The organism is Azoarcus sp. DD4, from assembly GCF_006496635.1.
GTDB lineage: Bacteria > Pseudomonadota > Gammaproteobacteria > Burkholderiales > Rhodocyclaceae > Azoarcus.
In genome coordinates, this window is the sequence record NZ_CP022958.1 from 1286885 (window position 1) to 1301808 (window position 14924).

At 67.8% G+C, this 14924-nt stretch carries 13 protein-coding genes; 9 read left to right on the forward strand and 4 right to left on the reverse strand.

The genetic code is table 11. The features are described from left to right. Position 1 precedes the first annotated feature (1 nt). From glcF to CJ010_RS06115, 6 genes are all read left to right on the forward strand, one after another. Positions 2-1246, forward strand: coding sequence for a glycolate oxidase subunit GlcF (glcF, locus tag CJ010_RS06090; protein WP_141017211.1), 1245 nt, complete (start codon positions 2-4; stop codon positions 1244-1246). A 124-nt stretch (positions 1247-1370) separates the two neighbouring features. Beyond that, entirely contained in the window at positions 1371-2156 is a 786-nt protein-coding gene (locus tag CJ010_RS06095) for a PP2C family serine/threonine-protein phosphatase (protein ID WP_141017212.1), read from the forward strand. A 237-nt stretch (positions 2157-2393) separates the two neighbouring features. Further along, positions 2394-3515, forward strand: a complete 1122-nt coding sequence (locus tag CJ010_RS06100) for an NAD(P) transhydrogenase subunit alpha (protein ID WP_141017213.1) — start codon at positions 2394-2396, stop codon at positions 3513-3515. A gap of 13 nt (positions 3516-3528) precedes the next feature. Further along, a complete protein-coding gene (locus tag CJ010_RS06105; protein WP_141017214.1) occupies positions 3529-3843 on the forward strand; it encodes an NAD(P) transhydrogenase subunit alpha in 315 nt (104 codons plus the stop codon). Further along, entirely contained in the window at positions 3840-5219 is a 1380-nt protein-coding gene (locus tag CJ010_RS06110) for an NAD(P)(+) transhydrogenase (Re/Si-specific) subunit beta (RefSeq protein ID WP_141017215.1), read from the forward strand. The genes CJ010_RS06105 and CJ010_RS06110 overlap by 4 nt, the downstream gene beginning before the upstream one ends. Further along, entirely contained in the window at positions 5219-5674 is a 456-nt protein-coding gene (locus CJ010_RS06115; protein ID WP_240794514.1) for a hypothetical protein, read from the forward strand. The genes CJ010_RS06110 and CJ010_RS06115 overlap by 1 nt, the downstream gene beginning before the upstream one ends. Positions 5675-5678: 4 nt before the next feature. Here the strand turns inward: CJ010_RS06115 and CJ010_RS06120 are convergent, their stop codons facing one another. From CJ010_RS06120 to rlmM, 3 genes are all read right to left on the reverse strand, one after another. Next, entirely contained in the window at positions 5679-8132 is a 2454-nt protein-coding gene (locus CJ010_RS06120) for an EAL domain-containing protein (protein ID WP_141017216.1), read from the reverse strand. A gap of 99 nt (positions 8133-8231) precedes the next feature. Beyond that, positions 8232-9698 (reverse strand): DEAD/DEAH box helicase, encoded by a 1467-nt coding sequence (locus CJ010_RS06125; RefSeq protein WP_141017217.1) that lies wholly within the window; start codon positions 9696-9698, stop codon positions 8232-8234. A gap of 202 nt (positions 9699-9900) precedes the next feature. Beyond that, positions 9901-10995 carry a 23S rRNA (cytidine(2498)-2'-O)-methyltransferase RlmM gene (gene rlmM / locus CJ010_RS06130; protein ID WP_141017218.1) on the reverse strand — a complete coding sequence of 365 codons (1095 nt, stop codon included), beginning with the start codon at positions 10993-10995 and terminating at the stop codon, positions 9901-9903. A 142-nt stretch (positions 10996-11137) separates the two neighbouring features. Here rlmM and CJ010_RS06135 point away from each other — a divergent pair, with 142 nt between their 5' ends. Then, complete coding sequence (locus CJ010_RS06135; protein WP_371415689.1) at positions 11138-12190, forward strand: aldo/keto reductase; 1053 nt, start codon at positions 11138-11140, stop codon at positions 12188-12190. 12 nt (positions 12191-12202) lie between these two features. On the opposite strand, the gene CJ010_RS06140 is transcribed toward CJ010_RS06135, so the two are convergent. Further along, positions 12203-12613: a hypothetical protein gene (locus tag CJ010_RS06140; RefSeq protein ID WP_141017219.1), complete on the reverse strand. Its 411-nt coding sequence runs from the start codon at positions 12611-12613 to the stop codon at positions 12203-12205. A 248-nt stretch (positions 12614-12861) separates the two neighbouring features. Between CJ010_RS06140 and CJ010_RS06145 the strand changes: the two genes are divergently transcribed. Then, positions 12862-14151 carry an extracellular solute-binding protein gene (locus tag CJ010_RS06145; RefSeq protein ID WP_141017220.1) on the forward strand — a complete coding sequence of 430 codons (1290 nt, stop codon included), beginning with the start codon at positions 12862-12864 and terminating at the stop codon, positions 14149-14151. 10 nt (positions 14152-14161) lie between these two features. Further along, on the forward strand, positions 14162-14908 hold the full coding sequence (ugpQ, locus tag CJ010_RS06150) for a glycerophosphodiester phosphodiesterase (RefSeq protein ID WP_141017221.1): 747 nt from the start codon (positions 14162-14164) through the stop codon (positions 14906-14908). Positions 14909-14924: the final 16 nt, after the last annotated feature.

Here is a 14924-nt window from a genome sequence, read left to right on the forward strand (position 1 = left end):
CATGCAGACCCAGCTCGCCGATTTCATCCGCAATACGCCCGAGGGCCGCGAGGCTGACGAGATCCTGCGCAAGTGCGTGCATTGTGGTTTCTGCACCGCCACCTGTCCGACCTACCAGCTGCTCGGTGACGAGCTGGACGGGCCGCGCGGCCGGATCTACCTCATCAAGCAGCTGCTCGAAGGCCAGGACGTCACCGAGAAGACGCGGCTCCACCTCGACCGCTGCCTCACCTGCCGTTCCTGCGAGTCAACCTGTCCATCCGGTGTGCATTACAGCCGGCTGGCCGACATCGGCCGCCACATCGTCGAGCAGCGCGTGCCGCGCCGCGGGCTGGATCAGGCTGCACGCTGGGTGCTGCGCGAGCTGGTGCCGCGCGCCTCGGTGTTCGGCGCGGCGATGAAGGCCGGCCGTGCGGTACGTGGCCTGCTGCCGACGGTGCTCAAGGACAAGGTGCCAGTGGCGCGCGCATCCGGGCCGTGGCCGCGGCCACGCCATGCGCGGCGCATGTATGCGCTGGCCGGGTGCGCTCAACCGGCGATGGCACCGTCCATCAACGCCGCCACTGCGCGGGTGCTCGATACGCTGGGGATTTCACTGCAGGAAGCGCCCACGGCCGGCTGCTGCGGTGCCGTCCGCTTTCACCTGAACGACCAGGACGGCGCCCGCGGCGAGGCGCGACGCAACATCGACGCCTGGTGGCCGGCAATTGAGAGCGGCGAGGTCGAAGGCATCGTGATGACCGCATCGGGCTGCGGCGTGCAGGTGAAGGACTACGGCCATCTGCTGCAACACGATCCGGCCTATGCCGAGAGGGCGGCGCGCATCAGCGCACTCACCCGCGACGTGGCCGAGGTCGTCGCCGGCGAGGCCGGGCAGCTGCGGGCTCAATTGAACGCCAAGGGCGGCGGCGAAACTGCAGTCGCCTGGCATGCGCCCTGCACCCTGCAGCACGGATTGAAGGTACGCGGGGTGGTCGAGCAACTGCTCGCCGCCGCAGGCTTCCGGCTCACCCCGGTACGCGACGGCCACCTGTGCTGCGGTTCGGCCGGAACCTATTCGCTGCTGCAGCCGGAGATCTCGCATCAGTTGCGCGACAACAAGCTTGCCGCGCTGGGCGCGGGCGGCGCGGGCATCATCCTGTCGGCCAACATCGGCTGCATCACGCACTTGCAGGCAGGTACGTCGACGCCGGTGCGGCACTGGATCGAGGCCATCGACGCCCGCCTGAACGGTTTTCCGCTCTAGCGCCGCGGCCGAGCGGGCGGCGTGCTGCCTTGCCGCAGCGCCGGGGTGCCGGATCGCGCGTAGGCACCCCAAATCCGGCGATGGTTGTTATGATCGCCGCCTTCCCGTTCTTCCTGCTCCTGTCATGCCGTTGATCGCCGAGACCTGTGTTGCCCGCCACACCGGAGACCGGAAGGAGCAGCAGGACCGGGTCGCGCTGTTTGCGCATCCGACGCAGCCCGGCACCTTGCTCGCGGTGCTGGCCGATGGCATGGGCGGGCATTCGGGCGGTGCGATGGCGGCCGAGCAGGTCGCGATCAAAGCCAAGCAGAACTTCGAAGCCTTCATGCCTCAGCATGAGACGGCCGAGCATCTGCTCGACAGCATCGTGCGCGAGTCGCACGTGGTCATCAAACTCACCCGCTTCACCAGCGAACAGGATCCGCACAGCACCGCCGTGGTGTTCGTGCTGCAGCCGGGCCGGGCGAGCTGGGTGCATTGCGGCGATTCCCGCCTCTACCACTTCCGCGGTCGCGAAACCTGCCTGCGTAGCCAGGACCATTCGCTGGTCGGCGAACTGTTGCGCAAGGGCAAGCTGGACGAAGAGGGGGCACTCAGGCATCCGCAGCGCAACGTGCTGCTGTCCTGCCTGGGCAGCGACCGTGAGCCGCGCATCGAGTACGGCGAGGCCCGGCCTTTGGTCGCAGGCGACAGCTTTCTGTTGTGTTCCGACGGGTTGTGGTCCTACTTCTCGAGCGAAGAGCTGGCCACCGTCATCGACAGCCACACACCGCGTGAAGCCGCGCAACTGCTGATCGACCTCGCCCGCGACCGTGCGGGCGGCTATGGCGACAATATCTCGCTGGCCATCATCAAGCTGTCTGACGCGCAGGCTCCCAGGCCGGGCCGTCCGTCCGGCGCCAGGGACTAGCCGCGAACGACCGTCGCCGGGCAGGACGCCAGTGCCGCGGCAATCCGGGCAGCATGTGCGGTGGCGTCGGCAGTGCTGCGACCTCGTCAGACTGAAGGTTGCGTACACGGCCTTTACCGGTAATATCCGGCGTGGCGCCGGCTGCGCACCGTTCTGGTGTGGGGCAGGGAGATTCCAAATATATAAAAGCGGTTCCGGCGCGCATTTTCCATCCAATCCTAAGGGAGGATTTACCCCATGCCTCTGTTGATCGGAGTGCCAGCGGAGACCACCCCCGGCGAGCGTCGCTTGCCGGTGGTCCCCGACGTGGTGAAGAAGTACCAGGGCCTCGGCGCCCGGGTGATGCTGCAGAAGGGTGCCGGGATGCCGGCGCACTACCGCGATGAAGCCTTCGCGGAGGTGACGCTGGCCGGCGCCGAAGCGGTGTTCGGCGAGGCCGACGTGCTGCTGTGCGTGCAGCCGCCGAGCCTGGAGCGGCTGGCGGCGATGAAGCCGGGTGCGGTGCTGATCGGCCTGCTGCAACCGTGGAGCGATGCCGCGCGGGCGAAGCTGCTGCAGGAGAAGCAGATCACCGCCTTCGCGATGGAACTCCTGCCGCGCATCTCGCGCGCGCAGAGCATGGACGTGCTCTCCTCGCAGGGCGCGGTGGCGGGCTACGAATGCGCGCTGATCGCCGCCGACCACAGCCCCAAGTTCTTCCCCATGCTCACCTACGCCGCCGGCACCATCCGCCCGGCCAAGGTGCTGGTGATCGGCGCCGGCGTCGCCGGGCTGCAGGCGATCGCCACCGCGCGGCGCATCGGCGCCATGGTCGAAGCCTACGACGTGCGCCCGGAGACCCGTGAGCAGATCGAATCGCTCGGCGCCAAGTTCGTCGACACCGGCGTCTCGGCGGCCGGTACCGGCGGCTACGCCCGCGAACTCACCGAGGAAGAGAAGGCGAAACAGGCGGAGCGCCTGGCCAAGGCCGTCGCCCAGTGCGACGCGCTGATCACCACCGCGGCCATCCCCGGCAAGCGTGCGCCGAAGATCATCACCGCCGACATGGTCGCGCGCATGAAGCCGGGCGCGGTCGTCGTCGACATGGCGGCCGAGACCGGCGGCAACGTCGAAGGCACCGTCGCCGGGGAAAAGACCTGGATCAACGACGTGCTGGTGATCGGCCCCACCCACATCGCCAGCCGCATGCCGGTGCACGCGGCCGAGATGCTCGCCAAGAACCTCTTCAACTTCATCGGCCCCTTCATCAAGGACGGCGCGCTCACGCTCGACTGGGACGACGAAGTGCTCGCGGGTACCTGCCTCACCCACGCCGGCGAGCTGCGCCACGCCGGCGTCAAAGCCGCCCTCGGCCTGTAACGGAGACGCTGCCATGGAAGGCTTTACCGCAATCTACATCTTCATGCTCGCCGCCTTTACCGGCTACGAGGTTATCTCGCGGGTGCCGGTGATCCTGCACACCCCGCTGATGTCGGGCTCCAACTTCGTGCACGGCGTGGTGCTGGTGGGCGCGATGGTCGTGCTCGGCCATGCCGACCCGGAGAGCCCGCTGCAGCTGGCGATCGGCTTCGTCGCCGTGTTCCTCGGCGCGGCCAATGCCGCCGGCGGCTACGTGGTGACCGAGCGCATGCTGGCAATGTTCAACAAGAGCGGCAACAAGGGCAGCAAGAAGGAGGGCGCGCAATGACGGCCAAGTGGTTCATCGACGCGTCCTACTTCGCGGTCGCAGTCGTCTTCATCCTCGCCTTGAAGGCGATGAGTTCGCCGGTGACGGCGCGGCGCGGCATCGTCTGGGGCGGCATCGCCATGGTGGCCGCCACCCTGGTCACCTTCGCCACGCCGGGACTGCAGAACTTCGGCTGGATGATTCTCGCCATCGTCAGTGGCGCGGCCGTGGCCTGGTGGAGCGGCAAGACAGTCAAGATGACCGACATGCCGCAGATGGTCGCCATCTACAACGGCATGGGCGGCGGCGCCGCGGCCGCGATCGCGGCGCTTGAGTTCGCCCGTGGCGAGGTGCACGGCACCGTGGTCGCCACACTCGCGGTGCTGGGCGCGCTGATCGGCTCGGTCGCCTTCTCGGGCTCGTGCATCGCGTTCGCGAAGCTGCAGGGCATCATGAAGAAGGCCTGGCGGCTGCCGGCGCAGAACGCGGTGAACGTGGCGCTGGCGCTGGTCACCATCGGGCTGGGCGTGGCCATCATCGCTGCGGACACCATCAACCCGCAGCTGGTGATCGCCTTCTTCGTGCTCGCGCTCATCCTCGGCGCGATTCTCACCAGCCCGATCGGCGGCGCCGACATGCCGGTGGTGATCTCGCTCCTGAACGCCTTCACCGGCCTCGCGGTCGGATTCGAAGGCTATGTGCTCGGCAATCCGGCGCTGATCGTGGCCGGCATCGTGGTCGGGGCATCCGGCACGCTGCTCACCCAGCTGATGGCGAAAGCCATGAACCGTCCGATCTCCAACGTGCTGTTCACCCCGATCAGCGGGGCGGCATCGGGCGGCGGAGAAGGCATCGAAGGGACGATGAAGGAGTTCTCGGCGCTCGATGCGGCGTCGGTGATGCGCTACGCGAGCAAGGTCATCATCGTGCCGGGCTACGGCATGGCCGTGGCCGGTGCCCAGCACAAGGTGTGGGAGATGGCGCAGCTGCTCGAAGAGGGCGGGGTGGAGGTCGTCTTTGCGATCCACCCGGTCGCCGGACGCATGCCGGGCCACATGAACGTGCTGCTGGCCGAGGCGGGCGTGCCCTACGACAAGATCTTCGACCTGGAGGAGATCAACGCCGACTTCCCGCAGGCGGAGGTGGCGCTCGTGATCGGGGCCAACGACGTGGTCAATCCGGTGGCGCGCACCGACAAGTCCAGCCCGATCTACGGCATGCCCATCCTGAATGTGGACATGGCGCAGAACGTGATCGTGGTCAAGCGCGGCAAGGGCGCGGGCTACTCCGGGATCGAGAATGCGCTGTTCTACAAGGACAACTGCCGCATGCTCTACGGCAGCGCGCAGCAGGCGATCGCCGAGGTGATCACGCATGTGAAGGCGCTGGAGGTGTGATGGACCGGCGTCGCTTCGGGCTGCGGACCGAGGTGGCGCCTGACGCTCAAGAGATGGCCGCATCGGGCCGTAAACCGGGAGGTTACTGTTTCCCGGTTTGCGGCCCAATGTTTTTTTTGCGTCTGATCCTGTTGCTGATGTTGCCTGTGTCCGCCGCGATGGCGCAGGGCACCGCCGCGCCGGTCGCGTCACCGGCCGCAGGGGCCGCCGCCGTGGCAGCAGAAAGCGGGGCGAGCGCCAGGAAGCCGGCTGATAACTGGCGCGATACCAGCAACTACACTTTCCCGGCCATCGCCAAGACGGTGACCGACATGCAGAACGTCGCCTATGCGATGACCCTGCGCGACTATTGTGCCGACCGGCGGGTGCCGGATGATTTCGTGCGCGAGCGGCTGAAGCGCTTCAGTGCGATGACCGGCCGTGAGGAAACCTGTCCCAGCCTGATGGACTACTGAGGTTTCAGCCGGTGCGCGCGGTGAGGTAGGCGGCGAAGGCGTCGGTCGCCAGCGGCGTCCCGAACAGCGGTCCTTGCTGCAGGTGACAGCCGAGCGCCGACAGGAAGGCCTGTTGCGCCGCATCGCTCACGCCCCGGGCGAAGATCTTGAGACCGAGCGAGCCGGCCATGCCGGCGATGGCTTCGACGACGGCCTCGCTGTCCTCGCTACTGCCGACGCCCTGCACCAGGCCGGGGGCCAGTTTGAGCGCCCGTACCGGATACCGTCGCAGACGCGGGATGGACGACAGACCGCGGCCGAAGTCGTCGATCGCCAGTCGGATACCGCGGCCGGCGAGCTGGCCCAGGGTCGTGCGGACGTGATCGTTGTCGGTGGCAAGGATGCCTTCGTCGAGATCGAGTTCCAGCTTGTCTGCCGGCAGGCCGGCGTGCCCCAGGGCGCGCTCCACGGCGTCGGCGAAGTCGCCGCGCATGACCTGTTCGATGGCGACATTGACGGTGACCGTCGGGATGGCCCCCTCGATGGTGGGCCACCGGGCCGCAGCGTTGCAGGCGGCGTTCAGGATCCAGTCGCCCAGCCGCACGATCAGGCCGTTTTCGCGTGCAGCGTCGGCAAAGTGGCGGTAGGGGACGAGGCCGAGTTCGGGATGGCGCCAGCGCAGCAGGGCTTCACCAGCGCAGATGCGGCCGCTGCGGGCATCGACCAGCGGCTGGAAGTGGACTTCGAGTTCCTGTCGTTCGAGCGCGGCGTACAGCCCGCCGCCGAAGTCGGCCTGATCGAGGCCGGCACTGCCGTTCTCGGCGACATAGCGCTGGTGGTTGTTGCCGCCGAGCCGACGCGCCTGGTGCAGCGCGCTGCCGGCGCGGCGCAGCAGCGTTTCGAGATCGGTGCCGTCGGCCGGATAGAGGGCAATGCCGATGCTCGCGGTCAGGTGGACCTCGGCGTGTTCCGCACGGAAGGGGGGCGCGAGGGCCGCGAGCAGTTGGTCGGCGGCGCGGGTGGTGGCGCCGGCCAGATCGAGGTCGGGCAGCAAGGCCAGGAAGGTGTCGCTGCGTTCGCGTGCGAGCACGGCCGCTTGCGGCAGGCTGCTGAGCAGGCGGCGGGCGATCTGCTGCAGGAAGGCGTCGCCGGTATTGTCGCCATGCTCCTGGTTGACCGCCTTGAACTTGTCGACATCGATGCGCAGCAGGCCGATGCTGCCGCGGCGCAGGCGTGCCCGTCCGACGGCGTCCTTGAAGCGGCTCTCGAACAGGCGCCGGTTGGGCAGGCCGGTGAGGATGTCGTGGCGGGCGACGTACTCGGCTCGTGCTTCCGCCTGGCGCCGGGCGGTGAGGTCGGTGAACATCGCGATGTAATGGCGTGGCGGCTGCTGTCCGGTGCGGACGGCGGTGATCGTAAGCCACTCCGGAAAGATCTCGCCATTCTTGCGGCGGTTCCAGATCTCACCCTGCCACTCTCCGCTGGTGGCAAGGGTTTGCCACATGTCGGCGTAGAAGCCGGTCTCCTGGCGCCCGGAGCTTAGCAGCGAGGGATTGCGCCCGAGGACTTCCTCGCGGCTGTAACCGGTGATCTCGGTAAAGGCACGATTGACCGCGACGATGCGATTGCTGGCATCGGTGACGAGGATGGCCTGGCTGGCGGCGTCGAACACGTCCACCGGAAGCTGCAGCGCGGTCGAACCGGCATCTTCGGCCGGCACGCATGCGGCGACAGACCTTGCCTCGGCGCTTGGCGGCAGGATCAGCAGCCGCCAGCCGGGGCGCGGGCCGGCCAACTGGCGGGCGGTGAAGTGGCCTTCGCGGCCGGGGATGGCAAGACGGGCGACCGGCGGCGCGTCGGCTGCCGGCCATTCCACCCACAGCTTGTCGCCGAGCGGCTTGCCGATCAGTTCGTCACGCTGCATGCCGAGCGTGGCCAGCGCCGCGGCATTGGCGGCGGTGATGCGCCCGGCGTCGTCGATGACGATGACCGGCTGCGACAGCGCAGCGGCAAGGCGCGGCCATACCGTGTCGACCGGCAAGCACGCGGGGTCGTCGCGGCTTCCCGCTGCTGGCAGCGGGCTGAGGATGAGGGCGTGGATGCCGGGGCGCAGGCGCGGCGCTGCGATGAACTGCAGTTCGCGCTCGCCGCCGGCGGGCAGGGATACCGTGATGGCGCCGCGCATTTCGCCGCGGATGAAGAGCCGCGCCCGGGCCTCGATGAAGGCGCGCTCGGACGGGAAGATATCGGCCAGCGGCCGTCCGGCAAGCTGGCGGTAGTCGCGCTGCAGCAGTTTGCAGGCGGCGCTGTTGGCGTCGAGTATGGTTTCGTCGCCGGTGATGATCAGGCCCTCGTCGAGCAGTTCGAGGAGGGCAAGATAAACCCCGGTTTCCGCACCTTCCGACAGATCCGGAAGGAAGGGCTCCTGGGGGCGATCATCGGGTTTGTCTTCGCCTCGAGGGCGACCTGCTGGATTCATCGGCGGCTGCATTCCAGGTGTTCCGGGCACATATCGGCTGGGAACCAGAATACTTGAAGCGCAGTCGCGCAAGCCGCCGAATAACCGGGCGAGGCGGCCCTATTTCCGCCCCAGGCCACCGAGCAGGAAGGCGATGGGGCGTTGCGGACGACGCAGCGGCGCATCGGCATCGGCATGTTCCGGCGCCGGCGTGGTGCCGTCGATCGTGCCCACCGGCTTGGCGACATAGGGTTTGCTGAAGTCGAAGCCGTCCGCGGCGATGGTGGAGCGTGGGCGCTTGGCGACCACGTTGCGGGCGCCGCGGTCCTCGCGTGCCGGGCGCTCTTCGCGCGCTGCGCGCGGTTCGCGCTTGGGCCGCTCGTCGAAATCCTCAACGGGGCGGCGGCCCTTGTGGGCGCGGCTGCCGGCTTCGAAGAAGTCGGGGTCGGGCTCGAAGCCGGGCACCACTTCCTGCGGGATCTCCAGCTTGATCAGCTTCTGGATGTCGGCCAGCAGGTGCTTTTCCTCGGTGCACACCAGCGACACCGCGTTGCCCTGGTGGCCGGCACGGCCGGTGCGGCCGATGCGGTGCACGTAGTCTTCGGCGGTGTGCGGCAGCTCGTAGTTGATGACGTAGGGCAACTCGTCGATGTCGATGCCGCGTGCGGCGACGTCGGTGGCGACCAGCACCCGCAGCTTGCCGGCCTTGAAGGCTTCCAGCGTTTCGGTGCGCTGCTGCTGGCTCTTGTCGCCGTGGATGGAGTCGGCCGAGATGCTGTGGCGCTCCAGGAAGTGGGCGAGCCGGCCGCACACCAGCTTGGTATCGACGAAGACCAGCGCCTGGGTGTCGGGCTGGTGGCGCAGCAGGTGGGCAAGCAGGTTGCGCTTCATGCCCGAGGACACCGGATGCACGCGGTGGGTGATGGTCTCCGACACCATGTTGCGCCGCGCCACCTCGATCAGCTGCGGGCTCTTCAGCATCTGGTCGGCGAGTTTCTTGATCTCGTCCGAGAAGGTGGCGGAGAACAGCAGGCTCTGGCGGCTGGCCGGCAGCAGCGCGAGGATGCGCTTGATGTCGGGGATGAAGCCCATGTCGAGCATGCGGTCGGCTTCGTCCAGCACCAGCATTTCGACCTGGGTGAGATTGATCGTCTTCTGCTGTACGTGGTCGAGCAGGCGGCCCGGGGTGGCGATGACGATCTCGATGCCGCGCCGCAGTTCCTGGATCTGCGGGTTCATGTCCACCCCGCCGTAGATGCAGGTGGCGCGCAGCGGCAGGTGCTTGCTGTAGGTCTTGACCGACTCGTACACCTGCATCGCCAGCTCGCGCGTGGGCGCGAGGATGAGCGCCCGCGTCTGGTGGCGCGCCGGCGAGGTGCTGGTGTTGGCGTGGCGGGCCAGGCGGTGCAGCAGCGGCAGGGTGAAGCCGGCGGTCTTGCCGGTGCCGGTCTGGGCGCCGCCCATGACGTCGTGGCCGGCGATGACGATGGGGATGGCCTGGCGCTGGATGGGCGTCGGCTCGGTGTAGCCGGCGTCGGCTACTGCGCGCTGCAGTTCGGGGATGAGGCCGAGGTCGGCAAAACTCATGGGCGCCTTTCTGGTTGGCGGCCGTGCGGTGGATGGTGCCGCTCCGGGCGGCGGGAGGAACATGGACCGGGGACGGAACCGCCCCGGAAGCGCTCGCGCCAGCCGGCAGGCCGGGTGCATGGAAAGCCGTGATTATACACGTGCACCGAAAGCCTTTTCGTGACAAGTGCTTCCGATGTTTTTCCGGCAGCCGGCCGCGCGCTTACTTCTTCAGCGTCAGGTAGGCGGTCACTTCCTCGCGATCGTGGTACAGCTGCTTGATGCGCAGATCGAAGGGGCCGACGCTGGCAAGCCGCTTGCGGATCAGTTCGCGGCACTGCTCGACGGCATCGAGCCGGCGCTTCATTGGCAGCTTGAGGTTGAAGATGGTGTGGCGGCAGCGGCCGGTGGCAACCCACTCGGCCATCAGCGAGGCGATGCGGCTGGGTTGCTCGACCATGTCGCAGACCATCCAGTCCACCGGCCGCTGCGGTCGCCAGGTGAAGCCGTCGGCCTTGAGGTGCTCGACCATCTCGGTGGCCATCACGGTATCGCGCAGCGGGCCGTTGTCGATGGCGGTGACGCGCATGCCGCGCTGCGCAAGCTGCCAGGTCCAGCCGCCGGGGGCCGCACCGAGGTCGACCGCACGCATGCCAGCACGCAGCAGCGTGTCGCGTTCCTCCTCGCTCAGCAGGGTCATGAAGGCTTCGGCGAGCTTGAGGGTGGAACGGCTGGGAGCGCTGGACGGCATGCGCAGGCGGGGAATGCCCATTGGCCACGGCGCGCAACGGCCCTTCATGCCGGTGGCGAGCCAGGCGCTGGTCGCGTCAGGGAACATGACGTGGAGTTCCGGCAAACCGGGTTTGCCCAGGCGCAGCGCACCGGCCTTTTCCAGTTCGCGGGTGAGCGGTTCGGTGAAACGGCGGCAGAAGCCCGAGCGCTGCTTGGCCTCGTCGGTGTCCGGGGTTTCGAGCACGACGCCGGAAAAGCGCTGGCCGGAGCCCCTGACCAAGTCGACCAGCGGCGTGGCGCGATCGCGTTCGGGAAGGTCTTCGATGCGGTCGAACCAGGGTAGCAGCTGGCGGGCGAAGACGGGCTTGCGCCAGTCAGCGCGCTCGCCCAGCGCAATCACCGGTACGGGTTCGAAGGTTTCGAAGGCGGCGTAGCCGCTGCCCGGCTCGGTACGGACATAGCCGATCAGGCCGGCGTCGGCCGCAAGATCGTCGAGCTCGGAGGCGAGTTCCTTTTCGAACCCCGCGCGGCAGTAAGCGAGCAGGCCGGAGACGGAAAAACTGGATGCGGCGGAGTGGGAGGACATCGGGCGGGGCCTTGGGCGCGCTGAAGTATCATGCGGAAGCGGCGCATGATAAGGCGCCACGGCGGGACGTGCGAGCGCGGCGATGCCGTGCTCGGGCGGAGCGACGATGCCTGATATGACAATGACAGGAGATCCACGACAGATGGCGCAGCATCCCATGGAATATCGCGTGCTCGGTCGCAGCGGCCCGCAGGTGTCCGCAGTGTGCCTGGGCACCATGACCTTCGGCCAGCAGACCGGAGAATCGGACGCGCACGCCCAGCTCGATCTGGCACTGGAGCGCGGCATCAATTTCATCGACACCGCGGAAATGTATCCGGTGCCGGCGCGGGCCGAGACCTCGGGCGAGACCGAGCGCATCGTCGGCAACTGGCTGGTGCGGCAGCAGCGCGAGCGCGTTGTGCTTGCCACCAAGGTTGCCGGGCCGGCGCGCAGCCTGCAGTGGATACGCGGCGGTCCGCTGGCGCTGGACCGCGCCAATATCCGTGAGGCGGTGGAGGGCAGCCTGCGTCGCCTGCGCACCGACTACATCGATCTTTATCAGTTGCACTGGCCGGAACGCAACCAGCCGATGTTCGGCCAGTGGCAGTACGATCCGGACAAGGAGCGCGAGTGCACGCCGATCCGCGCCCAGCTCGAAGCGCTGGCCGAGCTGGTCGCCGAAGGCAAGATCCGCCATGTGGGGGTGTCGAACGAACATGCGTGGGGGGTGATGGAGTTCGTGCGCCTGGCCGAAGCGCACGGCCTGCCGCGGGTGGTCTCCACCCAGAACGCCTACAACCTGCTCAACCGGGTGTTCGAGTACGGTCTGGCCGAGGTCTGCCACCGCGAGTCGGTCGGCCTGCTGGCCTATTCGCCATTGGCCTTCGGCCACCTGACGGGAAAGTACCTGGCCGATGCCGCTGCGACCGGACGGCTAACCCTGTTCGAGCAATTCGGCCAGCGTTACACCAAGCCGAACGTGATTCCCGCAGCGCAGGCCTACGCCGAGCTCGCCCGCCAACATGGGCTGACGCCGACCCAGCTCGCACTGGCCTTCCTCTATCGTCGACGCTGCGTGGCAAGCACCATCATCGGTGCCAGCACGCTGGCGCAACTGCAGGAGAACCTGGCCGTCTGGGACGGCCTCCTCCCTGCGGGACTGGCCGAGGCGATCGACGCGATCCACCTTCGTTTCACCAATCCTGCGCCCTGAGCTGTCCAGGGGTCAGCGGGCTGCTGTCGGCCGCGACGGGGTGGGCGCTGCTGCGGAGGGCGCTGCAGGCGACGGGGTGTCGTTGTGGCTCGCTGCTGCCGACGGCTGAGACGGGCGCGGCAGTTGCGGCAGTTGCGAGGGGACGACTTCCAGCTTGTGTTCCATCATGTAGTCGTTCATGTCCCGCCAGCCGGCGAACACCGCCGCCTTCTGTGCACCGGGGTTGAGTACGTAGCAGTCTTCCAGCGAACGGCCGGCATGGCGACAGGCGCCGCCTATCGCACGGCCCTCGGCCTCCGCTTGGGCGGCCTCCTTCTTGGGATTGGGAAGCTCCAGCAGTTCGCCGAGCTGGTCGCAGGCAGCCAGCAGCGGCACGGACAGGAGAACGGCAAGCAGGGAGGCCGAAGGGACGGAGATACGCATGGCGGACCGCTGGGCGAATAGGTTGGGATAGGTGGAGCGTCGGATAGCTTAACGTCAGCCCTCGCGAAAGCTTGACTGTATTACCGGCTGCCGGTCCACCCAAGCCGCGCAGGTGCTGTCAGCGCTTGGCGGTGCTGGGACGTTACGAGCTTTCACGTATCTTTGATCGTCGGGAAATATAATCGACCGGCTGTCCCGATGGCGCCGTCACGCGCCCGCCCTCTTCCGTCTGATCTGCACAAAAAGCGATGAAACTCCGAACCCTGAAACTTGGACTGGTCGGCCTGCCGCTGGCCGCATTCGGTGTCCTGCCCGCCACAGCCGCGCCAGCAAAGGCGCAGAAGGCTGCGCCCGCACCGAGCGGACCGGTCTCGATCGAAATCGTCCATCACCTTCCAGCCGAGCGCGCCGAGGCGCTCAAGGCCTTGATCTCCCGTTTCAATGCGCAAAGCCCGGAAGCGCAGATCGTGCTGGCCGAGCGCGACTGGCGTGGCGCGACGCCGCCCGCGCTGTTGATCCTCGACGGTGACGAAGAGGACAGCTTTCTCGTCGGCAAGCCGCGCTACAAACCGCTCTACGCGATGATGAAGGAATCCGGCGTGCCGCTGCAGACCCTGCGTCCGCCCGCGATGATGACGCGCACGCCGGTCGACGCGAAGGGGCAGTTGCTGGCGCTGCCGGTGGGCCTGACCACGCCGCTGCTGTTCGTGAACCGTGAGTCTTTCCGCCGCGCCGGCCTCGATCCGGATACCACGCCCATCGGTACCTGGTTCGATCTGCAGCAGGCGCTCGGCCGTCTCGCCGACAGCGGTCACGCCTGTCCCTACACCGTGTCCGAGCCGGGCAGGGTGATGGTCGAGAACCTCAGCGCGTGGCACAACGAGCCGGTGGCGGCGGCGCGCGGCAAGGACGGGCAGGCCCCGTCCTTCAACGGCATGTTCCAGGTGAAGCACGTCGCGATGATGGCGAGCTGGCACCGTGCGCGTTATCTGCAGATATTCGACCGCGGCGCCGATGCCGAGCGTCGCTTTGCGAGCGGCGAATGCGCGGTGATCGCTGCGCCTTCCGCGAGCTGGACGGATTTCCGCCGTGCCGGTACCGATGTCGGCGTGCTGCGCTTGCCGTACTACGATGATTTCCCTGGTGCTCCGCAGAATACCGTTGCCGACGGCCCCGCGCTGTGGGTGTCGGCGGGCAAGAAGCCGGCCGAGTACAAGGTTGCGGCGCGTTTCGTCAGCTTCTGGCTGCAGCCGGAAAACCAGGTCGCCTGGCAGCGCGAGACCGGCTACCTGCCGCTCAACCGTGCCGGCCTGCTGGCTTCGCAGAGCGATCTGCTCGGCGCAGACCTTGAGAACGTCCGTGTCGCCGTCGCCCAGCTGACCAACAAGCCGACCACCGCGACCTCCGCGGCCCAGCCGGTGGTCCAGCGCGCGAGGGTGCGTCGCATTCTGGATGAGGAACTGGCTGCGGTCTGGGCCGACCGCAAGCCGGCCAAGGAAGCACTCGATACCGCGGTGGCGCGCGCTTCGGTCAATTGAGCGGCCGCTCATGAATGGCGTCTGGCCCCTGCCGCCGGTGCTGGCGCACCGCTGTGGCGGGGCGCTGGCGCCGGAGAACACCTTGGCCGGGCTCGATGCCGCGGCCGCCAGCGGATGCCGCGGCGTGGAGTTCGACGTAATGCTGTCGGCCGATGGCACGCCGCTGCTGATCCACGACGAGACCTTGCAGCGCACGACCGACGGCCATGGCCGCATCGCCGATACGCCTGACGAAGTATTGTTCGGGCTGGACGCCGGCAGCTGGTTCGATCCGCGCTTTGCTGGCGAACGCCTGCCGACGCTGGATCAGGCCCTGACCCGATGCGCCGGGCTCGGCCTGGCAGTCAATCTCGAAATCAAGCCGGCGGCCGGGTACGAGGCGACCACAGGAGCGGAAGTCGGCCGCAGCCTGCGTGAGCGCTGGATGGGCTTTCCCTGCGCCCTGGTGCTGTCGTCGTTCTCCGATGTGGCCTTGCGTGCGGTCGCGGCGGAGTGTCCTGCCTGGCCACGCGGCTTGCTCGTCGGGCGGATTCCGCCGGACTGGCATAGCCGTTGCGCCGATGTCGGTGCGATCGCACTGCACGCCTCGAGCCGTGGCTTGGGCGCGACGGCCGTACAGGCTGTCCGCAGCGCAGGCCTGCATCTGGCCGTATATACGGAGAACAATGTGCGGCGAGCAGCCGATTTGCTGGCCTGGGGTGTGGACACGGTGATCACCGACCATCCTGAGCGCTTTCGCGAGCCTCCATTCCGCTAATCGGGCTGCCGCACTG

Bases quoted from the DNA above. Each gene is read 5' to 3' on its own strand.
- CJ010_RS06145 (WP_141017220.1), top strand. From the start codon at position 12,862: ATGAAACTCCGAACCCTGAAACTTGGACTGGTCGGCCTGCCGCTGGCC.
- glcF (WP_141017211.1), top strand. From the start codon at position 2: ATGCAGACCCAGCTCGCCGATTTCATCCGCAATACGCCCGAGGGCCGC.
- CJ010_RS06120 (WP_141017216.1), bottom strand. From the start codon at position 8,132: ATGAATCCAGCAGGTCGCCCTCGAGGCGAAGACAAACCCGATGATCGC.
- CJ010_RS06140 (WP_141017219.1), bottom strand. From the start codon at position 12,613: ATGCGTATCTCCGTCCCTTCGGCCTCCCTGCTTGCCGTTCTCCTGTCC.
- CJ010_RS06135 (WP_371415689.1), top strand. From the start codon at position 11,138: ATGGCGCAGCATCCCATGGAATATCGCGTGCTCGGTCGCAGCGGCCCG.
- CJ010_RS06095 (WP_141017212.1), top strand. From the start codon at position 1,371: ATGCCGTTGATCGCCGAGACCTGTGTTGCCCGCCACACCGGAGACCGG.
- CJ010_RS06125 (WP_141017217.1), bottom strand. From the start codon at position 9,698: ATGAGTTTTGCCGACCTCGGCCTCATCCCCGAACTGCAGCGCGCAGTA.
- ugpQ (WP_141017221.1), top strand. From the start codon at position 14,162: ATGAATGGCGTCTGGCCCCTGCCGCCGGTGCTGGCGCACCGCTGTGGC.
- CJ010_RS06110 (WP_141017215.1), top strand. From the start codon at position 3,840: ATGACGGCCAAGTGGTTCATCGACGCGTCCTACTTCGCGGTCGCAGTC.
- CJ010_RS06100 (WP_141017213.1), top strand. From the start codon at position 2,394: ATGCCTCTGTTGATCGGAGTGCCAGCGGAGACCACCCCCGGCGAGCGT.
- rlmM (WP_141017218.1), bottom strand. From the start codon at position 10,995: ATGTCCTCCCACTCCGCCGCATCCAGTTTTTCCGTCTCCGGCCTGCTC.
- CJ010_RS06115 (WP_240794514.1), top strand. From the start codon at position 5,219: ATGGACCGGCGTCGCTTCGGGCTGCGGACCGAGGTGGCGCCTGACGCT.
- CJ010_RS06105 (WP_141017214.1), top strand. From the start codon at position 3,529: ATGGAAGGCTTTACCGCAATCTACATCTTCATGCTCGCCGCCTTTACC.